This window comes from Phenylobacterium sp. (assembly GCF_037968635.1).
Classification (GTDB): domain Bacteria; phylum Pseudomonadota; class Alphaproteobacteria; order Caulobacterales; family Caulobacteraceae; genus Phenylobacterium.
This window is the reverse complement of record NZ_JBBKVV010000110.1, coordinates 19,039-38,451: the sequence shown is the minus strand read 5'-3', so window position 1 is coordinate 38,451 and position 19,413 is coordinate 19,039. Positions and strand designations below refer to the sequence as shown.

At 67.6% G+C, this 19,413-nt stretch carries 22 protein-coding genes; 9 read left to right on the top strand and 13 right to left on the bottom strand.

What is annotated here, in order from left to right:
- Positions 1-22: 22 nt before the first annotated feature.
- Positions 23-970 carry an amidohydrolase family protein gene (locus AAC997_RS13320; protein ID WP_340646183.1) on the top strand — a complete coding sequence of 316 codons (948 nt, stop codon included), beginning with the start codon at positions 23-25 and terminating at the stop codon, positions 968-970.
- 9 nt (positions 971-979) lie between these two features.
- Here AAC997_RS13320 and AAC997_RS13315 read toward each other — a convergent pair whose 3' ends face one another.
- Entirely contained in the window at positions 980-1,564 is a 585-nt protein-coding gene (locus AAC997_RS13315; RefSeq protein ID WP_340646182.1) for a hypothetical protein, read from the bottom strand.
- Between the two features lie 164 nt (positions 1,565-1,728).
- Positions 1,729-2,739: an NAD(P)-dependent alcohol dehydrogenase gene (locus tag AAC997_RS13310; protein WP_340646181.1), complete on the bottom strand. Its 1,011-nt coding sequence runs from the start codon at positions 2,737-2,739 to the stop codon at positions 1,729-1,731.
- A 109-nt stretch (positions 2,740-2,848) separates the two neighbouring features.
- Between AAC997_RS13310 and AAC997_RS13305 the strand changes: the two genes are divergently transcribed.
- The gene (locus AAC997_RS13305; RefSeq protein ID WP_340646180.1) at positions 2,849-3,208 is read left to right on the top strand and encodes a nuclear transport factor 2 family protein; all 360 of its coding nucleotides are present in this window, start codon (positions 2,849-2,851) and stop codon (positions 3,206-3,208) included.
- 171 nt (positions 3,209-3,379) lie between these two features.
- Here the strand turns inward: AAC997_RS13305 and AAC997_RS13300 are convergent, their stop codons facing one another.
- Both AAC997_RS13300 and pepF read right to left on the bottom strand, forming a co-directional pair.
- Positions 3,380-5,155: a DUF885 domain-containing protein gene (locus AAC997_RS13300; RefSeq protein WP_340646179.1), complete on the bottom strand. Its 1,776-nt coding sequence runs from the start codon at positions 5,153-5,155 to the stop codon at positions 3,380-3,382.
- A gap of 206 nt (positions 5,156-5,361) precedes the next feature.
- On the bottom strand, positions 5,362-7,224 hold the full coding sequence (pepF, locus tag AAC997_RS13295) for an oligoendopeptidase F (protein ID WP_340646178.1): 1,863 nt from the start codon (positions 7,222-7,224) through the stop codon (positions 5,362-5,364).
- Positions 7,225-7,408: 184 nt separating this feature from the next.
- On the opposite strand from pepF, the gene AAC997_RS13290 reads away from it, so the two are divergent.
- The 3 genes from AAC997_RS13290 to AAC997_RS13280 all read left to right on the top strand — a co-directional run bounded on the left by AAC997_RS13290 (position 7,409) and on the right by AAC997_RS13280 (position 8,929).
- Positions 7,409-7,786: a GFA family protein gene (locus tag AAC997_RS13290; RefSeq protein ID WP_340646177.1), complete on the top strand. Its 378-nt coding sequence runs from the start codon at positions 7,409-7,411 to the stop codon at positions 7,784-7,786.
- 41 nt (positions 7,787-7,827) lie between these two features.
- Positions 7,828-8,709: a PhzF family phenazine biosynthesis protein gene (locus AAC997_RS13285; RefSeq protein ID WP_340646175.1), complete on the top strand. Its 882-nt coding sequence runs from the start codon at positions 7,828-7,830 to the stop codon at positions 8,707-8,709.
- Between the two features lie 85 nt (positions 8,710-8,794).
- Positions 8,795-8,929, top strand: coding sequence for a hypothetical protein (locus AAC997_RS13280; protein WP_304829386.1), 135 nt, complete (start codon positions 8,795-8,797; stop codon positions 8,927-8,929).
- A 94-nt stretch (positions 8,930-9,023) separates the two neighbouring features.
- Here the strand turns inward: AAC997_RS13280 and AAC997_RS13275 are convergent, their stop codons facing one another.
- Together AAC997_RS13275 and AAC997_RS13270 are read right to left on the bottom strand one after the other, a co-directional pair.
- Positions 9,024-9,398, bottom strand: coding sequence for a response regulator (locus tag AAC997_RS13275; protein WP_340646174.1), 375 nt, complete (start codon positions 9,396-9,398; stop codon positions 9,024-9,026).
- A 144-nt stretch (positions 9,399-9,542) separates the two neighbouring features.
- Positions 9,543-10,805: a cytochrome P450 gene (locus tag AAC997_RS13270; protein ID WP_340646173.1), complete on the bottom strand. Its 1,263-nt coding sequence runs from the start codon at positions 10,803-10,805 to the stop codon at positions 9,543-9,545.
- 91 nt (positions 10,806-10,896) lie between these two features.
- Here AAC997_RS13270 and AAC997_RS13265 point away from each other — a divergent pair, with 91 nt between their 5' ends.
- Positions 10,897-11,433: an AAA family ATPase gene (locus AAC997_RS13265; protein WP_340646172.1), complete on the top strand. Its 537-nt coding sequence runs from the start codon at positions 10,897-10,899 to the stop codon at positions 11,431-11,433.
- On the opposite strand, the gene AAC997_RS13260 is transcribed toward AAC997_RS13265, so the two are convergent.
- Entirely contained in the window at positions 11,430-12,332 is a 903-nt protein-coding gene (locus AAC997_RS13260; protein WP_340646170.1) for a YwqG family protein, read from the bottom strand. The genes AAC997_RS13265 and AAC997_RS13260 overlap by 4 nt on opposite strands.
- Before the next feature lie 146 nt (positions 12,333-12,478).
- Here AAC997_RS13260 and AAC997_RS13255 point away from each other — a divergent pair, with 146 nt between their 5' ends.
- Both AAC997_RS13255 and AAC997_RS13250 read left to right on the top strand, forming a co-directional pair.
- On the top strand, positions 12,479-12,976 hold the full coding sequence (locus AAC997_RS13255) for a pyridoxamine 5'-phosphate oxidase family protein (RefSeq protein WP_340646169.1): 498 nt from the start codon (positions 12,479-12,481) through the stop codon (positions 12,974-12,976).
- Positions 12,977-13,332: 356 nt separating this feature from the next.
- On the top strand, positions 13,333-14,022 hold the full coding sequence (locus tag AAC997_RS13250; RefSeq protein WP_340646168.1) for a Crp/Fnr family transcriptional regulator: 690 nt from the start codon (positions 13,333-13,335) through the stop codon (positions 14,020-14,022).
- On the opposite strand, the gene AAC997_RS13245 is transcribed toward AAC997_RS13250, so the two are convergent.
- The 3 genes from AAC997_RS13245 to AAC997_RS13235 all read right to left on the bottom strand — a co-directional run bounded on the left by AAC997_RS13245 (position 14,019) and on the right by AAC997_RS13235 (position 16,573).
- The gene (locus AAC997_RS13245) at positions 14,019-14,609 is read right to left on the bottom strand and encodes a sensor histidine kinase (RefSeq protein ID WP_340646167.1); all 591 of its coding nucleotides are present in this window, start codon (positions 14,607-14,609) and stop codon (positions 14,019-14,021) included. The two genes, AAC997_RS13250 and AAC997_RS13245, sit on opposite strands and share 4 nt — an antisense overlap.
- Positions 14,610-14,776: 167 nt before the next feature.
- The gene (rsgA, locus tag AAC997_RS13240; protein ID WP_340646166.1) at positions 14,777-15,850 is read right to left on the bottom strand and encodes a ribosome small subunit-dependent GTPase A; all 1,074 of its coding nucleotides are present in this window, start codon (positions 15,848-15,850) and stop codon (positions 14,777-14,779) included.
- Between the two features lie 219 nt (positions 15,851-16,069).
- Complete coding sequence (locus AAC997_RS13235) at positions 16,070-16,573, bottom strand: Lrp/AsnC family transcriptional regulator (RefSeq protein ID WP_340646198.1); 504 nt, start codon at positions 16,571-16,573, stop codon at positions 16,070-16,072.
- Positions 16,574-16,646: 73 nt separating this feature from the next.
- On the opposite strand from AAC997_RS13235, the gene AAC997_RS13230 reads away from it, so the two are divergent.
- Complete coding sequence (locus AAC997_RS13230; RefSeq protein ID WP_340646165.1) at positions 16,647-16,883, top strand: DUF6356 family protein; 237 nt, start codon at positions 16,647-16,649, stop codon at positions 16,881-16,883.
- Between the two features lie 35 nt (positions 16,884-16,918).
- Here the strand turns inward: AAC997_RS13230 and AAC997_RS13225 are convergent, their stop codons facing one another.
- The 3 genes from AAC997_RS13225 to AAC997_RS13215 are packed head-to-tail and all read right to left on the bottom strand — an operon-like array spanning position 16,919 to position 19,236.
- Complete coding sequence (locus AAC997_RS13225; RefSeq protein ID WP_340646164.1) at positions 16,919-17,299, bottom strand: VOC family protein; 381 nt, start codon at positions 17,297-17,299, stop codon at positions 16,919-16,921.
- A 31-nt stretch (positions 17,300-17,330) separates the two neighbouring features.
- Complete coding sequence (locus AAC997_RS13220; protein WP_340646163.1) at positions 17,331-17,927, bottom strand: TetR/AcrR family transcriptional regulator; 597 nt, start codon at positions 17,925-17,927, stop codon at positions 17,331-17,333.
- 25 nt (positions 17,928-17,952) lie between these two features.
- Positions 17,953-19,236 (bottom strand): cytochrome P450, encoded by a 1,284-nt coding sequence (locus AAC997_RS13215; RefSeq protein ID WP_340646162.1) that lies wholly within the window; start codon positions 19,234-19,236, stop codon positions 17,953-17,955.
- Between the last annotated feature and the right edge of the window lie 177 nt (positions 19,237-19,413).

The window sequence follows — 19,413 nt, the reverse complement described above, 5'->3', positions numbered from 1 at the left end:
CTCATTTTTCAAGAGACCTCCGATGCAGATCATCGACTTCGAATGCGACACCCCCACCAAGGAAGCCGTCGAGGACACCGTGCGGCTGATCAAGTCAGGGCGCGGCTTCGACAAGGAGGGCTACGCCCAGCAGATGGCGCCCGGCTGGGCCGCCCAGATCGGCATGTCGCTGGAGGAATTCAACGAGGCCAAGCAGACCATCGGCCTGACGGCGCTGGCCCTGAAGCTCTGCGAAGTCGACATGACCAAGGCCATGAGCCACGCGCAGGTCATCGCCATGCTGGACAACGCCGGGGTGGCCAAGGCCTGCATCGGCAACGCGGGCCGTAGAGCCAGCAATGAGGACGTCGCCGCCTTCGCCGCGGAATATCCCGACCGCCTGATCCCCTGGTTCCGCATCTGGGGCGACGAGGGCGAGGCCGGCGTGGCAGCCCTGGAGCGCGGGGTGCGCGAGCGCGGCGTGCGGGGCTTCGAGATCAGCTCCTACCGCGAGGAACGCTACATCAACGACCCCGCCTACCGGCCCTTCCTGGCCAAGTGCGTGGAGCTGAACATCCCGGTACGGATCACCGTGGGGGTCCACCTGCTGTCGGACCGCCCCTATGACTACGCCCACCCGAAATATATCGACGAACTGGCCATCGCCTTCCCGACCCTGCGCATCGTCTCGGGCCTGGGGGGCTATCCCTGGATCCCCGACATGGTGGCCATCGCGGGGCGGCATCAGAACGTCTATATCGACATCGCCTGCCGCCGGGTGAAGTACATGCTGTCGCCGGGCGCAGGCTATGAGAGCCTGATCTATTACGGAGCGCGGGGGCTCCAGGACAAGATCATCTTCGGCTCGGGCTGGGGCACCTCGATGGTCCCCCTGGCCCAGCTGGTGGAGGAGACGCAGGCCCTGCCGCTGAACGACAAGGTCCGCGCCAAGTGGATGGGCGGCAATGCGGCGGTGGCGTTGGGGTTGTAGGGGAACCTTCTAGCCATCATTGGCCCTCGGGATCGCCCGCCGCTCCAGCGCCTGTTCCTCCGCGTGCCGCTCGCCGTAGGTCTTGTCCTTCGGGGCGGTGGGCCAGCGGACCTCGCAGGACCAGTTGGAGGCGCCGCATTTGAGGCAGGGCTTGCTGATCTTGGTGAGCAGGTCGGTGTGGAGGGTGCTGGCGGTTCCGGTCTTGGCGACCACCAGCTGCTGGACGGCCTGACCCGGGGTGATCTGTTTCTCCCACTTGCAGCCGCCGCAGCGGAACAGGATGCGGACGTCGCGGTTGGTGGCGAGGACCGACAGGGGCAGGCCTGAGCCGTCGCGCTCATCGCGGAAGGTCATGCTGCAGCCACCGGGCATGTGGCAGAGCAGCAGCCGCTGGATCTCCCGCATCTGCACCGCGGCGTAGCCGCGCCGCAGCAGCAGTTCGAAGTCCAGGTAGTAGTTACGCCGACAGTCGCGGGTGTAGCAGGCGCCGCGCACGACCTGCTTGCGATTCAGGTAGCCCCAGAGCGTGGGGTCGGGGACCAGCTTGCCGTTGAAGACGCGCCAGCCCTTGGGCGGGGGAATGTAGTCGCTCATGGCCTGCTCCGATGTTGGAACAAACGCAGAACATGATCTTTCGGGCGACTCCCCTCTGGCTGTATTTCAGGGGGCGGCACAACCCGACCCGCTCATCCGGGCCTTCGCCGGGATGAGCGGGGTTTGGGGTGGCGGCGCTAAGCGCCCATGCGCCCGCGCTCGGCTCAGATATCCACCACGATCTTGCCGAAGTGGGTGTTCGACGCCTGGTGGCGGAAGGCGTCGGCGAGGTTTTCCAGGGGGAAGTGCTTGTCGAGGACGGGGCGGTAGCCGGCGACGTCGATGGCGCGGATCATGTCGAGCTGGTGGCGGCGGCTGCCGACGGTCAGGCCCTGGACCTTCAATTGCTTGCCCATGATGGCGACGGTGGGGACCGGGCCGGCGAGGCCCGCCAGGACGCCGATCAGGGCGATGTGGCCGCCGTTGCGGGTCGCGGTGATGGACTCCGGCAGGGTGCCCGAGCCGCCGATCTCCAGGATGTGGTCGACGCCGCGGCCGCCGGTGAGCTTGGCCGCCGCCGCGCCCCAGGCGGGCTCGGACTTGTAGTTGATCAGGTGGTCGGCCCCCAGCGCCTTGAGGCGCTCGAGCTTCTCGTCGGAGGAAGAGGTGGCGATGACGGTGCAGCCGAAGGCCTTGGCGATCTGCAGGCCATAGATGGAGACCCCGCCGGTGCCTTGAACCAGCACGGTCTCGCCGCCCTTCAAGGCCCCGTCGGCCACCAGGCCGCGCCAGGCGGTGACCCCGGCGCAGGTGATGGTGGCGGCCTCCGCCGCGCTCCAGCCCTTGGGCGCGTGGGTGAAGCTGGTGGCGGCGGTGGTGACCATCTCGCGGGCATAGCCGTCGGCGCCGTCGCCGGGCACGCCGGAGAAGCCGCCGTCGGGCGCGTCCACCCCGTCCAGCCAGGCGGGAAAGAAGGTGGAGACCACCAGGTCGCCGACCGCGAACTCACGCACCCCCTCGCCCACCGCCGTCACCTCGCCGGCGCCGTCGGACATGGGGATGCGGCCCTCCGGCGTCGGGATGGCGCCCAGCACCACCATGTAGTCGTGATAGTTCAGCGAACTGGCCCGCAGGCGGACGCTGATCTCACCGGGGCCGGGCGCTTTCGCCTCGGCGATATCGGCGTAGCGCAGGGTGTCGAGGCCGGTGGGGTGGACGGTCTGGATGGCCTTCATGGGTGTCGCCTCGTTTTGAATGTCGTTGACGGCAGTGAGGCGCGGCTCCCGTGGGGGAACGCAAGGGGGTGGGGGCGGTTGAATCAGGGCGCCATAGAGGGAGCCCGCCATGACGATTGAAACCGACCTGCTCGCGCTGGAGGACCAGTTCTGGACCGGAGGGCCGGAAGCCTACATCGCGCACGCCGATGCGAGCTGCCTGGTGGTGTTCGCCGGAATGGCCGCGGTGATGGACCGCGACGCCATCGCCAAGACCGCCGAGAAGGGCCGCTGGAAGGACGTGAGGCTGACGCCCACCGGCTTCCTGCAGCTGGCGCCGAGCGTGGCGGTGGTGGCCTATGACGCCGAGGCGACGCGCAAGGACGGGGCTGCGCACAAGGCCCGCGTCAGCAGCACCTATGTGAAGCGCGACGACGGCTGGAAGCTGGCCGCGCACCAGCAGACCGAGATCGCGGCGGAGGAAACTTAGAGTTCCTTCTCCCCTTGCGGGAGAAGGTGGCCGGTCGGAGACCGGTCGGATGAGGGGTCACGCTCCCCTCTCCGCTGATCCTGCAACGCCCTAGCCCGGGAGGCCTAGCGACCCCTCATCCGACCCTGCGTCGCAGGGCCACCTTCTCCCGCAAGGGGAGAAGGAATTCCATCAGGCGATCGGCAAATCGAACAGCAGTTGCCCCGCGAACCGGGCCGGGGGCGAGCCGAACGACAGGATGCCGTCGTGGTAGCGTTTCAGGGTGAAGGTCTTACCCCACTTGGCCTCCGCCTGCTTGCGCAGGGCCTTATGCTCTTCCCAGCCGACGAAATAGGTGGGGAGCTGGGCCTGGCTGAGCTGGGCGCGGACCCATTTGCCGGCGGCTTCGCGCTCCTGCTGGAAGGCCTGGACGGTCATCAGCTTCATGGCCTCGTCGCGGCTGATGTTGTCGACGTGGACGGCCTGGTCCAGCAGGGCGTTTGCGCAGACCCGCAGCTGGAGTTTGAGGTGGACCAGCAGGTAGAGGGGGTCGCTGTCGAGATAGCCCTCGTCGGCCATCACATCCTCGGCGTAGCAGGCCCAGCCCTCGACGAAGGGGCCTGAGGAGAGGACGGCGCGCAGCACCGAGGGGTAGGCGTTGGCGTGGGCCAGCTGCAGGTAGTGGCCAGGCATGGCCTCGTGAACCGTCACCTCCTGGATGCCCAGGCTGTTGTATTCGCGCAGGAAGCTGTCGGCCTGGGCGTCGGTCCAGTCGTCTGGGATGGGCGAGATCTTGTAGTAGGTCTGCTGGCCCTTATCGAGGGGACCGGGCGCGTCGCAATAGGCCACGGCGACGCCGCGCTGGAACTCGGGCACCAGGCCGATCTTCACCGGATCGCTGGGGACGGTGACGATGTTCCGCTCACGGACGAAGGCGGTGGCCTGGACCAGGCAAGCCTCGGCGGCCTCCACCAGTTTGTCGCGCGGCGGCTTCTTGGCATAGGCGTATTCCAGGGCCGCCTCGATGGCCGTCTGGCGCTGGGCATCGGTGGGATCGGCGGGCGTCGGCGGGGCGCCGGGCTTGCCGGCCAGGAACTTGGCCGAGATGGCGTACATCTCCGCCCGCAGCTGCGTCATCGAGGCCAGGGCCCGGGCCTTGATCTCGGCGCGGCTGAGCGGCGAGTTGAGCGCGAAGGCCAGCTTGACGTCATAGAGCTCGGCGCCGAGGCGGAACTCGCCCTTGGCGGTGGGAACCAGCACGGTCTCCAGCCAGGTCTGGTGCTGGTCGATGGCGGCCTTGCAGGTCCTGGCGGCGGCCTCCAGCCGGGCGCGGTCGGCGGCGGGCAGCTTGGCGCCGTCGGCGACGACGCCGTCCACCAGGGAGTGCAGGCCCTTGTTCTGGCCCACCACCGTGTCGGCGTGGATCTTCGGCACGCGGGCGGGGACCAGGTCGGCGCGGGCCTGGGCCAGCAGGGCCGGCAACTTCTCCATCCGCGCGGTGGCGCTGCGCAGGCGCACGTCGAGGGGCGCGAACTCCCGGGCCGTGAGGTTGTAGAGCGCGCCGCCGGCCACCGCGTTCCAGGTCAGCGGGTCCCAGGCCCAGGGCTGCAGGGTCTGGGTGGTGAAGAGGTCGCTGCGGACCTGGTTCTCCAGGATGGCGGCGTCCACCTGGTTGGCGCGGGAAAGCTCGGCGCGGGGGGTGGCTTTCAGCGCCGCCAGGGTTTCAGTCGCCAGCTTGACGACGGCGGCGCGGCCGGCCGGGCCCATGTCGTCGATCAGGTCGTCGAAGCGGTGGTCGCCGACCTGGGTGGCGCTGACCGGGGAGAGCCGCAGGGACGCATCCACCCAGCCCTTGGCCAGGGTCTCGAACCTGGCGTCGGCGGGGCTGGCGGCCTGGGCCAGGGCGCCGAAGGTGAAGGGGGCGGCCGCGGTCATGCCCAGCAGGGTGCGGCGGGAGAATTGGCTCATGGGACGCTTCCTGGGATTTATTACCTTGGATGTTACCAGTGTGACCGTGGGTGAGGAAACATCATCTCCCCTCTCCCACTTGTGGGAGGGGGTAGGGTGAGGGCCCTTTCTGACGTCTCGTTGTTGCTCCGAGCGCCGGAAGACCTCCGCTGCGCGGAGGCCCCCTCACCCTAACCTGTTCCCCAGGGGGAGAGGAGATAGCCCCCCTACCCCAGCAGCGCCTCGGCCTGGTCGAGGGCGCTGGTGAACTCGGCGATCAGGGCGCGGTAGGGGGCGGGGCTGGCCATGTCGAGGCCGGCGCGGGCCAGCATGCTTGTCGCATAATCAGATCCGCCGGACTTCAGCAGGGTCAGATAGCGGTCGCGGGCCTCGGCCTTTCCGGTGAGCACCTGCTGGCTGAAATAGACCGCCGCGGCGATCGAGGTGGCGTACTGGTAGACATAGAAGTCGCGGTAGAAGTGGGGGATGTAGGACCACTCCGCCGCATAGGCCGGATCGATGGCCACCTTGGGCCCGTGATAGCGTTTCAGCAGGTCGAGATAGACCTCCTTGAACCTGGCGCCCGAAAGCCCCTCTCCCTTCTCGGCCAGGTCGTGCACCGCCAGCTCGAACTCGGCGAACATGGTCTGGCGGAAGAAGGTGCCGCGGAAGTTCTCCAGCTGCTGGCCCAGGTAGAAAAGCTTCTCCTCCCGGGTCCTGGCGCCCTTCAGCATGTGGTTGACCAGCAGCTGCTCGTTGACGGTCGAGGCGATCTCGGCGGTGAAGGTGGGGTAGCTGTAGGTCTCCCAGGGCTGGGCGCCCTTGGCCAACACCGTGTGCATGGCGTGGCCCCATTCGTGGGCATAGGTGGTCAGGCCGTCATAGGCCTCCGACAGGTTCAAGAGCATATAGGGGTGAACGTCGTAGGCGGCCCCGTTCATGTAGGCGCCCGAGGCCTTGCCCTTGCGCGGCAGGGGATCCATCCATTTCTTCGCTGAGGCCTGAGCGAACTGGTCCCCGTAGTCCTTGCCCAGCGGCTTCAGCGCCTCCAGCGTCAGGCTGCGCATCTGGGCCAGGGTGAACTTGCGGTCCAGAGACACCAGCGGCGGATAGATGTCGTAATAGGCCATGTCGGGCAGCTTCAGCAGCCGGCGGCGGACCTCGAAATAGCGGTGCAGCTGGGGCAGGCCGGCATTGGTCTCGGCCACCAGGGTCCGGTAGACGGCCTGCGGAATGTTGGGGCCCGAGAGTGCGGCCTCCAGCGAGGAGCCGTACTTGCGGGCCTTGGCGGTGAACATGTCGCCCTTGATCTTCGAGGCCAGCGCCGCGCCCAGAGAGCCCTCGAACTTGCCGTAGCTGGGCCAGAAGGTGTCGAAGACCAGCTTGCGGTCGGCGCGGTTGGGGGCGTCGCGCACCAGGGTGTAGCCTTGGTCGTCGAGGGTGATCCTGCGGCCGTCCGACAGGGTGACCTCGGGGCGCGGGATGTCGGTATAGGCCAGCTGGTCGCGGACATCACTGGGGCCCGCCAGCGCCGCGCCGGCGCCGGCCAGGACCCCCTCGGACTCTTCGCTGAGCGTGTGGGGCGCCTGGCGCAGGGTGTCTTCCAGGGCGAAGCGGAACTTGGCCAGGGCGGGCTCAGCGGCCAGGAAGCCGTCGATCCTGGCCTTGCCCACGGTCAGAACCTCTGGGTTCATCCAGGCGACGGCGGTGTCGAAGTCGGTGGCCAGGTCGCTGAACTGTTGCTTGCGCTCCTGGTTGGCGGCGATGCGCAGGTCCTCGTCGGCCTTCAGGCTGGCATAGATGTAGACGCGGTAGAGGCGTTTGCGTTCGTTGGAGATGGTCTCCAGCGCGGTCTTCAGGGCGCCGGCGCTCTGGCCGAGCGTCCCCTTGAACTTGGAGAAGCCCGGGATGGCCTTGGCCACCGCGTCGCGGTCGGCGCGCCAGGCGGCGTCGCTGGGATAGAGGTCGGTCAGATCCCAGGCCGCCACGGCGGGGTCGGCGACCGCCTGGGCCAGGGCCGGATGGGCGGCGGCGATGGCGGCGAGCGCGGCGGTGGAGAGGATCAGGCCGCGGCGGGAGAGATCGGTCATGGGGCGTCCGTGCTGAGGCTGGGTTTGATCCGAGCTTAGCAGCCGCTGGAAGCAGGGGAATGGGGTGAAGCCCGCCATGTCGATGGCAGCGCCCGGAACCGCATCACCGCACGCATTCTTGACGGCGACGCAGTGCAGCTGGGAGGTTGACTGGACGTCCTGCCCGCCGACTGAGGAGCCCTCCATGATCCACGCGGCCTGCCATTGCGGTGCGGTGATCTTCGAGATCGATCAGGCGCCGACGATGGTCACCGACTGCACCTGCAGCCTCTGTCACAAGCTGGGGGTGCTGTGGGCCTATTATCAGCAGCCCCAGGTGCGGATGAGCGGGGAGACCGTGGCCTACATGCAGGGCGACAAGACACTCACCAGCCATCACTGCCCGACCTGCGGCTGCACCACCCACTGGAAAACGCTCAACCCGCAGTCCCAGCGCATGGCGGTGAACGCCCGGCTGATGTCCCCCGATCTGTTGGCGGGCATGACGGTGGAGAAGTTGGACGGGGCCCACGACTTCGAGACTCTGGGCCACTACATCTTTGGGACTTTGCCAACTGGCTAATTCATGGCAAGGCGTCGTCACAAGCTGTGCTGGAGGTTCCCATGCCGACCTACGCCTTCGTCACCCTCGACGTGTTCACCGACCGCCCGTTCGGCGGCAACCCGCTGGCGGTGTTCACCGACGCGCGCGGCATGACCGACGCCCAGATGCTGTCCCTGGCCGGTGAGATGAACCTGTCGGAGACCACCTTCATCCTGCCGCCCGCCGATCCGGCCCATACGGCGCGGGTGCGTATCTTCCACCGGACCGGGGAGATGCCCTTCGCCGGCCATCCCAGCATCGGCACCGGCTATGTGCTGGCCACCCTGGGCCATGAGGGCGCCCTGACCCTGGAGATGATCGCGGGCCTGGTGAAGGTGGACGTCGACCGCGACGCCGCAGGCGCGCCGACCGGGGCGGTGATCGCCGCGCCCCAGCCCCTGACGACGGGGGCGGAAATCCCCATCGAGGAGGTCGCCGCCTGCGCCGGGATCGGTCCGGGCGACCTGGTGACCGCCACCCACACGCCCATACTGGCCACGGTGGGTGTGCCCTTCATCCTCGCCGAGGTGACCGGAGAGTCGCTCTCCCGCGCCGAGCCCGACGTGGCGGCCTTCCGCAGGGCCGAGGGCGGGCGGCCGGACCTGGCGGGACGCTACTCCCTGCTGATCTATGCCCGCGACGGCCAGGACATCCGGGCCCGCATGTTCGCCCCCCTGGCCGGCACCTATGAGGACCCGGCCACCGGCAGCGCCAATGCGACCCTCGCGGCGCTGCTGGTCGCCCGGGCCGGGGTCGACCAGGCGGCCTTCACCATCAGCCAGGGGGTGGAGATGGGGCGGCCCAGTCTGCTGAAGGCGACCGCGCGACGGACTCCGGACGGGGTGCGGGCCACCGTGGGCGGCGGCTGCGCGCCGATGTTCAGGGGTGAGGTGACGCTGTAAGTCTGCCCCGCTTCGAACGGTCACGCTTGCGGCGCGGGGTGCGATACGCCAGATAGGCGACTGACTTGCAGGAGAGCGGCTCACGATGGCGCGGACACCCAACTACAGCTTCGAACGGATGGAACGCGATAAGGCCAAGGCCGCCAAGGACGCCCAGAAGGCTGCCGCCAAGGCCGAGAAGAAAGCCGCTGCAGCCGCCGAGAAGGCGCCGAAGGACTAGAGGCAGTCCCTATCCCGCCGCCGACCAGGCGATGGCGGCGGCCAGCGCGTAGCCCGCGAGTCCCATGAACAGGGCGGCGCGCCAGAAGAAGTCCTTATGCAGCCTTGGCATGCATCACACGGCCCAGCGCGTCGACGACCTGCTGTGGGTTGAAGGGCTTTGAGACGAATTCCGAACCGCAGACCCCCTCGGCGGCGTGGCGCCCCGACGCGGTCCCTGAGATGAACACCACCGGCAGGCCCGGATAGGATTTCCGCGCCCAGCGGGCGACCGCAAAGCCGTCGTCCCCAGGCCCCAGGTCGATATCGGTGACCAGGGCAGCCAGACTCTGATGGCGGTTTATGTGCTCGAAGGCCGCCGGGGCCGTGTAGGCCGGCAGAACACTGAAGCCCTCTTCGCGCAGAATTTCGCAGTTTTCAAAGCTGCAAATGAAGTTGTCATCCACAAATAGGATACGGCGGATTGCCATAGGCGTGAATCCTTATGAGATCACACAACCTGTGGACGATGATTTGTTTCCCTCGATTTCAGATATATTTGTCGGCTACCTGACATTTTCCAACACAATTGGAACTCAATTGCCTCAATTGATTAATAACAGATCTCTAATTTCTCAGGTGGGAATTCGAACCGGCAAATACTCATAGCCCTTCACGAAGTTTGAGGTCAGGCGGCGCGGTTCGCCCATCACCTCGATGACCGGGAAGCGCTTCATCATCTCCTCCCACACCACGCGCAGCTGCATCTCGGCCAGACGCTGGCCGACGCATCGATGGACGCCGAAGCCGAAGGCGACGTGCTGGCGGGGCCGCTCGCGGTCGATGATGAAGGCGTCGGGGTTCTCGATGGCCGAGGCGTCACGGTTGCCCGAGACGTACCACATGACCACCTTCTCCCCCTTCTTGATGGCCTTGCCGCCGATCTCCGCATCGGCCATCGCCGTACGGCGCATGTGGGCGACGGGGCTCTGATAACGGATGATCTCGGGGATCATACCGGCGATCAGGCCGGGGTCGGCGCGGAGCTTGGCGTACTGGTCGGGGTTCTCGTTCAGGGCCAGCAGGCCGCCGGTGATGGAGTGGCGGGTGGTGTCGCTGCCCGCGACGATCAGCAGAACCAGGTTGCCGACGAACTTGTAGGGGTCGCCGCCGCCGTTGGTGGCCGGGTCGTGGGCCAGCATGGAGATCAGGTCGTCGTTGCGCGGACTGGCGGCGCGCTCGGCGAAGATCCCCACCAGCCGGCCGAAGGTGGCCATCAGTTCGGCCTGACGGGCCGGCTCCCCGGCCGGCGAGCCGCCGCCGAGGATCGGAGCCGCCAGCAGCAGGTCCGAGGCCCTGGGCAGCAGGCGGCGCTCCTCGAAGGGAAAGTCCATCAGGGTGGCCAGCATCTGGGCGGTGAGCTCGACGGAGACGCGGTCGACGAAGTCGAAGGTCTCCCCGCGCGGCAGCTCATCAAGGATTGTGGCGGCGCGGCTGCGGATCAGCGGCTCCATGGCCGCCATGGCCCCGGAGGTGAACATCGGCGCCACCACCTTGCGCTGGGCCTCGTGGCGGGGACTGTCCTGGCTGATGAAGCTGGCGCCGGCGGCGGACTCATGGGAATCGCCGAGCGCGATGCCGCCGTTCTCAGACGAGGAGGAGAAGGTGTTGTGGTCGCCGTCGACGGCGACGATGTCGTCGAACCTGGTCACCGACCAGTAGGGGCCAAAGTCGCTGGCCTTGCAGTAGTGGACCGGGTCCTCGGCCCGCAGACGCTCGAACCAGGGCCAGTGGGTGTCGGTTCGGAACAGCTCCGGGTCGCCGACGTGGAAGTCTTCGAGCGGGGTCGAATAGGCCCGGTCGCGGGCCTCCGCTGCGATGCGTGCGCCGTCGGCCATCTCGGCCTCCCTGGTTCACGGTCTTGAGCTTGACCGTCGTCGCCGGGATCAGAGACCATCGCCGTCGCACTGTCCATCGCGAGAGAAATCCATGCCGGGCCGCGTCATCCTGCTGACCGGGCCTCCGGGCGCCGGCAAGACCACCGTCGCGCCCCTGCTCTGCGCCAGTGCGCCCGGGCCGCTGGCCGTGCACCTGGAGACCGACCATTTCTATCGGGTGATCCGCAAGGGGTGGCTGGCGCCCTGGACGCCAGAGTCGCACGGTCAGAACCAGGTGGTGGCCGCCGCCATGATGCGGACCGCCGTCACCTATGCGGCCGGGGGCTATGAGGTGGTGGCCGATGGGATCATCACCGACTGGGTCAAGCAGGTGTTCGTGGACGGCGCGCGCGACGCCGGCGTGAAGCTCGACTTCATCGTGCTGATCCCCGGCCAGGCGATCGCCGCCGAGCGGGCCAGGACGCGGACCGCCGATCCGATCGCCGACTACAGCCCCTATGGGGCGCTCTATGACCTGTTCGCCGCCGAGGACGCCGCCCATGCTGTGGACACCGGCGAGGTGGCGCCCAAGGCCCTGGCGGCGCGCCTGCGCGCGGGGATCGAGGCGGGGCGGTTCGGGCTAGGCTAGTGGGACTGACCAACCATCTGGATCTTTGAAAAGTCACCGGCCCGGGCGTCGGCCTCGCGGATCCAGTAGTAGAGCCGGCCGCCGTCGCCCCATCTGGTCTTCAGTTCGTCGTCGGTGTCCACCTGCAGCAGCAGCCGCCAGTCGGAATCGCGCGGCCGCAGGTCTGCGGGCTCGCGGCCTTCATGCGCCGCCAGCATCCGCTCGCACTCCAGTTCCATGTCCGAGCTCTGGATCGGCGAGGGATGACCGCCGACGCGATGTTCCGGGGTGGGCATGTGCGCGGTGGGGAAGGCCGACAGGCGCTCCAGGGCTTCACCTTCGATGTCGAGTTCCGAGAGATCCTCCACCAGCCATTCCAGATCGGGATAGGAGGTGGCCGGTGTCATGGCGACGCGGCGCTCCGGCAGCGGGAAGCCCTTGGGCAGGGCCGGGACCACGATGAGCGGCTGCGCGTCGTAGGGCGTCGCGACGTGGAGGGCCGCGCCCATCCAGGGCTCGGCGAAAAAGTAGAGCCGACCTTGGTCCGGTAGCCAATCGGAACCGCCCGCCGCTCGGACCTCAGCCAGGTCGAGCTGGGCGACGAAGCCCATCGATGTGGTCACATCGCGCTTTGGGTAGCGGTAGGTGACCGTCGACGTGGGCCAGGCCGCGCTGGCCTCCAGGTCCGGCGCGCCGCCGAGTTTGGAGAAGGCCGCCGCCTCCGCCGGTAGGAGCAGCAAGGTCGGGCGTGCAAGCGCCTTCAATTCACGACGGAGCGCTGTGGCGCTCGGACCTTTGCCGGAGGACTGGGCCGTCTTGCGCCGGCGGACTCCACCGCGCCCTTCTCGCCAGCCCTGAAACGCTGCGCCTGCCAACACCAGGACGATGAGGGCTGCGCACGCAACGCCGAATACGGTCATGGCCACCTCCTATGCATCTCGTCAGTTCACTCATTGTTCCGGTCAAGGTCAAGCCGCCGCACGTGGGGTCGGGTGCGGATTGCAGGAACATTCCCTCAGCTCCTGGGTTGATTCAGCACCCCTATCCCGAACCCAGGAGCCTCCCCATGAGCACCGACCTGACCAACCGCGCCGACGTCGAACGCCGGCTGTGGGATGAGATCGAAAAGCACAATACCGGCATGCTGGGGGTCACCGGCGTAGCGGCGCATCACACCCAGCCGATGACCGCCTTCGTCGAACGCAAGACCAACCAGATCTGGTTCTTCACCCGCACCGACACCGAGCTGGCCCGCGAGGTCAGCCAGGGTAAGAGCGCGATGTTCGTCCACCAGCAGAAGGACTTCCAGGCTTGCATCGGCGGCCAGTTGACCCTGCAGCGCGACACCGCCCGCATCGAGAAATACTGGAACGCCGTGGTGGCCGCCTGGTACCCGGCGGGCAAGGCAGACCCGCATCTGACCATGTTGTGCCTGGACTGCGACGACGCCCAGGTGTGGATCAGCCAGGGCGGCCCAGTGAAATTCGTCTGGGAGATCGCCAAGGCCAACGCCACCCACAAGTCCCCCGATGTCGGCGGCAGCGCGAGCCTGAATTTCCACTAGGTCCCACGGCCCCCACAACACCAGGCCCCGCCGTCCCGCACGGCGGGGCTTCCTATTTGCGATCCGAAGCCTGTGTTGTCCCCAAGTTGGGGGGCCGGAGGCAACAGCAAGGTCAGAGCAGCTGCATCGAAGCTTCTCAAACAACTTAAGAAACAGGCGATCATCGACCGACGCCATTTGTGCAAATATTTCATGTGATCACCGTCGTCTTCACTGGCGAACACCGATCCGATTTTACTGACTGCGTTTCAGATTTGTGTCGAGTTCTCGACAGTCTGCCTCGTGGAGCCTCGATAACTTGCAACCTTCGCTGTCCGGCGACGTTTCGATTCCCCATGCAAAGGCTTTTCCTTTCCTTGCAAAATCGCCTGCTTGCCGCCCTGCCGCCGGCCGACTACGGGCTTGTGGGTCCCTACCTGACCCATATCGACCTGGAGCGCGGGCGCTTGCTCTACGATCCGGGCGATCCCATCGACACGGTCTATTTCCCCCATGACGGGGTCATCTCTCTGATGACCCTGATGGAGAACGGCGGCGCCATAGAGAGCGCCACCATTGGTCCCGAGGGCGCACTGGGCCTGATGGCCGCGGTGTCGCCCCGGGCGTCGCTGTCGCGGGCCATTGTCCAGACCCCCTGCCGCGCGGCGCGCATCAGCGCGGTTCAGTTGCACGAGGCCTGGGAGAAGAGTCCGGCCATCCGGAAATTCATCGATCGCCACACCGAGGCCCTGTTCGGCCACGCGATCCAGTCGGTGGCCTGCAACGCCCTGCACTCGGTGGAGGCGCGGTTCTGTCGCTGGCTGCTGACCTGCCACGACCGTATCTCCACCAACACCGTGGCCCTGACCCAGGAATTCCTGGCCGACATGCTGGGCGTGCAGCGCACGACCGTGACCGCGGTGGCCAGGACCCTGCAGGAGCGCGGCTATATCCGATATCGTCGGGGGGTCGTGGACATCGTCGACCGCGCCGGTCTCGAGGCCATGACCTGCGAGTGCTACGGCGTCGTACGACGCACCTATGACCGCCTCCTGCCGGGCAGCTAGAGCGTGAAGACCAGCCGGGCGGTGCAGCTGGGCCGGGAGGTCAGGGTGAACTCGCCGCGCACCTGGGCGGCCAGGCTGCGGACAAACCACAGGCCGAACCGTTCGCGGGCACTTTCCGGATCAAAGCCCTGGCCGTCGTCCGCCACACTCAGAGCGTAGCGGCCATCGGCTTCCTGCGTCAGGCTGATCTCCACCATGCCAGGACGGTCATCGAGGTAGCCGTGGGCCAGCGCGTTGCCCACCAGCTCCTGGGCGACCAGGGCCAGGGTCGAGGCCGCGGTGTCTGGCGCGAAGACCGGGATGGCCGACAGTCGCACCTCAGCCTGCCGCGTGGCGTGGCGGCGGCGCCAGACGGGCGCCATCTCCGCGAGATAGGCCGTGAAATCGACGCCCTCGGGGGTGCGGTGTCGTTCCAGGGCGCCGAGGGAGCCGATGGCGTCGGCCATCCATAGCAGTTGCCGGCGGGCCTCGGCGTCGCCCGCCCGCTGACTACGCATGCGGCCAAGCGCCGACATCAGCTGGAAGGTGTTGGCCATCCGGTGCCGTATCTCGGAGGCGGCGCGCGCTTCGGTGGTGTCGTCGCTCATGCAGCCCGCGGCCCCACGCGGTTGAATATGACCACAAGTAAAACGCAGCAGCCGGACTCTGTCCGTCGCTCTGGCGACAGACTACTGAAGAATTCGGCCGCGACCCCACGAAATCAGCAACTTGCGACGAATCGTCAGCCCTCGGGACCTCACCGAGGGCGAGGAGATCACGCCCCGCCCCCGCGCTTGTGCTTCATATGGGCCCGGGCCGCCTTGTGGCGGCTGATCCAGACCTTGCGGACCTCCGCGCGGGCCAGGGGGTCATCCTTCAGGTCCAGGTGGGCGAGTTCCCTTTGCAGCTTGCCGAAGCTCTTCCAGCGCCTCGCGTCGAGGGTCCCGTCCTCCAGGGCGGCGCGGACCGCGCAGCCGGGCTCGGTGTGGTGGGCGCAGTCACCGAAGCGGCACTGGGCGGCCAGGGCCTCGATGTCGCCGAAGGCCGCCGCCACGCCGGCCTCATTGTCCCACAGACCCAGTTCGCGCATGCCGGGCGTGTCCAGCACCAGACCGCCGGACGGCAGCAGGATCAGCTCGCGGTGGGTGGTGGTGTGGCGGCCCCGCGCGCCCTCATCGATGATGGTCTGGGTGGCCATCAGGGCCTGACCGGCGAGCGCATTGACCAGGGTGGACTTGCCGACCCCCGAAGAGCCCAGCAGGACGGCGGTCTGGCCAGGGCCCAGCAGGGCCGCGAGCGCGTCGAGCCCCTCGCCCGTCACCGCCGAGACGGCGTGGACCGGGCAGCCGAAGGCGATGGACTCCACCTCCGCCACCAGGGCCTCGACGTCGTCGCAGGCGTCGGCCTTGGTGAGCACGACGACCGGCTGGGCGCCGCTCTCCCAGGCCACGGCGAGGTAGCGCTCCAATCGCCGCAGGCTGAGGTCGGCGTTGAGGGAGGCGGTCAGCAGGGCGACATCGACATTGGCCGCCACCGTCTGCGGCGCGATATTGGGGCCCGAGGCCTTGCGCACGAAGACGCTGGCGCGGGGCAGGACGGCGTGGATTGTGGCCGCGCCCTCGGCTGGGCGCGTGGCGCAGGCCACCCAGTCCCCGGCCACGGGATAGCCCCCCTCGAGCGCCTTATGGGCGAGCTTGCCCGAGAGCTCGGCGGAAAGATCGCCTTCGGGAGTGGCCAGGCGATAGAGACCGCGCTGCTGCACGGTGACCCGGCCGGGCGTGAGGCCACGGTCGGCATGGATTTGGAATTGGGTCTGGAGCTTCTCGCTCCAACCATAGGATTTCAGCAATGGGATGATCCGTCGATCGGAAGGGACGTCAGAGCGCCCGGCCGACAGAGAGATCTAAGGTATCAGGATACCCGGTCGGCGGCGCGGCGAAGAAGGGTCTGGATGAACACAGTCATGGGGAAACCCTCCTTTCGAGGCGTGCTGGCGACGGGGTGAGGCTAGGCGCGGAGGAAGTGGTGGTCAACGATCTTCTCCCCTGCCCCTTACGGGGCGAGGTCCCTAGAGCGGTAGGGCCGTGGTGAACTTGATCTGCTCCATGGCGAAGGACGAGGAGACGTCCCCAAGTTCGGCCGTGGCGATCAGGCGCTTGTAGAAGCGGTCATAGGCGCCGATGTCGGAGACCACGACCTTGAGCAGGTAATCGGTCTCGCCGCTCATCCGGTAGAACTCCACCACCTCGGGCAGGGCCGAGGCGCCCTTGGCGAAGGCGGCCAGCCAGGCCTCGTCGTGGCGGGCGGTGCGGATCGAGACGAAGACCACAAGGCCGAGATCCAGCTTGTCGCGGTCCAGCAGGGCGACGCGGCGCTCGATGACACCGTCGTCGGTGAGCCGCTTGACCCGCTTCCAGCAGGGGGTCTGTGACAGGCCGACGATCTCCGCCAGGTCGGCGATGGAGATGGTGGCGTCGGCCTGCAGTTCCCGCAGGATGCGGCGGTCGACGGGATCGAGAACATCGCTCATGCGAAACGCCGTATCTGGAGAATATTTTTCTATTCTAGGCATGGTGCACGGCGAAATCGACAATGATCCTCTCTGGAGCTCGATGCATCCTGTCTCTCAGCACCAGGGGCGGGCCATGATCGAGCGTTTCACCAGACATCCGCACCAGGTCGGCGAGACCTATGGCGAGCACATGGGGGCCGCGGCCGGTTTCGGCGCGACCCTGGTCGCGGCGGGCCTGGCCTGCGTGATCCACGCGATCTTCCCCTTCCTGTTCGAAAAGACCGCCAGCCACTGCGTCGCTCGCCTGCACGGCCACATGTCCCTGCGAGGGCGTTTGCCGCGCCATGACGAGACCGTGGTGCAGATCTAGGTTTTCCTTCTCCCCTTGCGGGAGAAGGATTTAGGCTAGCTGGGTTCGATCAGATCCCAACGGTTGCCGTAGAGGTCCTGGAAGACCACCACCGTGCCGTAGGGTTCGGTGCGCGGGGCCTCGAGGAAGGTGACGCCGGCGGCGGTCATGCGCGCGTGGTCGCGGGCGAAGTCGTCGGTGTGCAGGAAGCCCATGACCCGGCCGCCGGCCTGGTGGCCGACGCTGGCCACCTGGGCCGCGCCCGAGGCCTGGGCCAGCAGCAGACCCGCTCCGCCGGCCGACGGCGTCACCACCACCCAGCGCTTGCCGCCGCCCATGTCGGTGTCTTCGGTCAGGGTGAAGCCCAGGGCGTGGACGTAGAACTCCAAGGCGTCGTCATAGTCGGCGACGACGAGGGTGGTGAGGGCGATGCGCATGGCTTGGCCTTAGCCGACCCTGCGGCGCGCGTCAGCCGGTGAAGCGCCGCGACAGCAGGAAGCCGAAGCCCGAGATCACCTTGGCCACCAGGCGCCCGGCGGCGGCGGGATCATCGTCGCCCTGCATCAGCACCGCCGAGGCGATGCCGCGCCCCAGCGCCCAGATGGTGAGCGCCACCTCCTCCGCCCGCTCGGGCGGCACGCGTTCGTCGCCCTGGAACGAGGTCTGGAAGGTGGCGAAGGCCGCCCGCTCGGCGGCGCGCACGGCGTCGTTGGCGGCCAGGGCCTGCTCGGTCTGCATCAGGGCGTAGAGCTGCGGATTGCGCCGGATGAAGGTGAGGAAGGCCCGCGAGGCCGCATCGATGCGGTGCGTGAACTTCCCGCTGCCCATGGCCTGGTCGATGGCGCGCGCCAGCTCCTCCCAACCCTCGATGGCGAGCGCGGCCAGCAGGGCGTTCTTGTCAGCGAAGTGGTGGTAGAGGGTGGCCACCGCATTGCCCACCCGGGCGGCGATGGCCCGCAGGTGCAGACCCTCGGCGCCGCTCTCCTCCAGCAGAGCGCGGGCCGCGTCCAGGGCGCGGCGGCGCAGCGTCCCGGGACCGGCGTTCAGCTTCAACTCGTCACTCACGGCGTCCTCCCGCCGTCAGAATGACCTAGAGCCGGGACGGAAGCACGACCTTCATGTCCTCGTAGCCCTTCACGAAGATCGAGAAGGACCGCTTGGGCTCCTCCAGCAGCTGGATGTCGGGGAAGCGCTTCATGATCTCCTCCCAGATGATGGTCAGCTGCAGCTCGGCCAGGCGGTTGCCCACGCAGCGGTGGATGCCGAAGCCGAAGGACATGTGCTGGCGCGGCCGCTCCCGGTCGATGATGTAGCTGTCGGGATTGGCGATCACGCTCTCGTCGCGGTTGCCCGAGACGTACCACATGGCGACCTTGTCGCCTTCCTTGATGGTCTTGCCGCCGAGCTCGAAGTCCTGGGTCGCGGTGCGCGCCATGTGGGCCAGGGGGGTCTGCCAGCGGATCGTCTCCGACACCATCGACGGGATCAGCGACGGATTGGCCCGAAGCTTGGCGTACTGGTCGGGGTTCTGGTTCAGGGCCAGGACCGAGCCGGAGATGGTGTTGCGCGTGGTGTCGTTGCCGCCGATGATCAGCAGGGCCACGTTGGCGTGGAACTCCGCTTGCGTCATGTTCCGGGTCTCCTCGCCATGGGCCAGCATGGAGATCAGGTCGCCGGTGGGCTCGGCGTTGACCCGCTGGTTCCAGAGCTCGGTGAAGTAGCCGAAGCACTCGGCCATCATCGCGCGCATCTCCGCCAGGTCGGCCGCTGGGCCCAGGCCTGGCGCGGTGGTCATGACATCCGACCAGCGGGTGAGCTTGCGGCGCTCTTCGAACGGGAAGGCGAACAGGGTCGCCAGGGTCATGGTGGTGAGTTCCTTGGAGACCAGGTCCACCCAGTCGAAGGCCTCGCCGATCGGCAGGCTGTCGAGGATCAGGCCGGCCCGCTCGCGGATCAGCGGGGCCATGATCGACAGCGCGTGGGGCGACAGGGCCGGGCTGACGGTCTTGCGCTGCACGTCGTGGCGCGGCGGGTCCATGGCGATGAAGTTGGTGGCGGTGTTGTTGGGGTCGCGGAAGCCTTGCGCGACCTTCGGCGTCAGGGTGATGCCCTTGGCCGAGGAGAACACCTGGTGGTTGGAGTCCACCGCCAGGATATCGTTATACTTGGTGATCGACCAGTAGGCCCCGTAGTTGCTGTCGGCCGTGTAGTGGATCGGGTCTTCCTTCCGCAGCCGCTCGAACATCGGCCACATGGCGTCGTCGCGGAACAGCGAGGCGCGCGCCGGGTTCAGCTCCTCCAGCGGGGTTTCGTAGGCGGACTTGTGCGCGGCGGCGCGCTTGTCCTTCAGGATGTCCACGGCGCCGTCAGCCATTGAATAATCTCCTACCCGGGGGCGCGGTTGGTCCACGCTTCGCGGCTATCCAGACCTTCCGAACACAGTTCGACAAGTGCTGCGTTCACGGGCGCTAGATCCTCCCCCAGGCGCTACGCGCCGATGTGGGGAGGTGGGCCGCCGCGAAGCGGCGGGTCGGAGGGGGATCAACGTAGT

Bases quoted from the DNA above. Each gene is read 5' to 3' on its own strand.
- AAC997_RS13320 (WP_340646183.1), top strand. From the start codon at position 23: ATGCAGATCATCGACTTCGAATGCGACACCCCCACCAAGGAAGCCGTC.
- AAC997_RS13315 (WP_340646182.1), bottom strand. From the start codon at position 1,564: ATGAGCGACTACATTCCCCCGCCCAAGGGCTGGCGCGTCTTCAACGGC.
- AAC997_RS13310 (WP_340646181.1), bottom strand. From the start codon at position 2,739: ATGAAGGCCATCCAGACCGTCCACCCCACCGGCCTCGACACCCTGCGC.
- AAC997_RS13305 (WP_340646180.1), top strand. From the start codon at position 2,849: ATGACGATTGAAACCGACCTGCTCGCGCTGGAGGACCAGTTCTGGACC.
- AAC997_RS13300 (WP_340646179.1), bottom strand. From the start codon at position 5,155: ATGAGCCAATTCTCCCGCCGCACCCTGCTGGGCATGACCGCGGCCGCC.
- pepF (WP_340646178.1), bottom strand. From the start codon at position 7,224: ATGACCGATCTCTCCCGCCGCGGCCTGATCCTCTCCACCGCCGCGCTC.
- AAC997_RS13290 (WP_340646177.1), top strand. From the start codon at position 7,409: ATGATCCACGCGGCCTGCCATTGCGGTGCGGTGATCTTCGAGATCGAT.
- AAC997_RS13285 (WP_340646175.1), top strand. From the start codon at position 7,828: ATGCCGACCTACGCCTTCGTCACCCTCGACGTGTTCACCGACCGCCCG.
- AAC997_RS13280 (WP_304829386.1), top strand. From the start codon at position 8,795: ATGGCGCGGACACCCAACTACAGCTTCGAACGGATGGAACGCGATAAG.
- AAC997_RS13275 (WP_340646174.1), bottom strand. From the start codon at position 9,398: ATGGCAATCCGCCGTATCCTATTTGTGGATGACAACTTCATTTGCAGC.
- AAC997_RS13270 (WP_340646173.1), bottom strand. From the start codon at position 10,805: ATGGCCGACGGCGCACGCATCGCAGCGGAGGCCCGCGACCGGGCCTAT.
- AAC997_RS13265 (WP_340646172.1), top strand. From the start codon at position 10,897: ATGCCGGGCCGCGTCATCCTGCTGACCGGGCCTCCGGGCGCCGGCAAG.
- AAC997_RS13260 (WP_340646170.1), bottom strand. From the start codon at position 12,332: ATGACCGTATTCGGCGTTGCGTGCGCAGCCCTCATCGTCCTGGTGTTG.
- AAC997_RS13255 (WP_340646169.1), top strand. From the start codon at position 12,479: ATGAGCACCGACCTGACCAACCGCGCCGACGTCGAACGCCGGCTGTGG.
- AAC997_RS13245 (WP_340646167.1), bottom strand. From the start codon at position 14,609: ATGAGCGACGACACCACCGAAGCGCGCGCCGCCTCCGAGATACGGCAC.
- AAC997_RS13235 (WP_340646198.1), bottom strand. From the start codon at position 16,573: ATGCCTAGAATAGAAAAATATTCTCCAGATACGGCGTTTCGCATGAGC.
- AAC997_RS13230 (WP_340646165.1), top strand. From the start codon at position 16,647: ATGATCGAGCGTTTCACCAGACATCCGCACCAGGTCGGCGAGACCTAT.
- AAC997_RS13225 (WP_340646164.1), bottom strand. From the start codon at position 17,299: ATGCGCATCGCCCTCACCACCCTCGTCGTCGCCGACTATGACGACGCC.
- AAC997_RS13215 (WP_340646162.1), bottom strand. From the start codon at position 19,236: ATGGCTGACGGCGCCGTGGACATCCTGAAGGACAAGCGCGCCGCCGCG.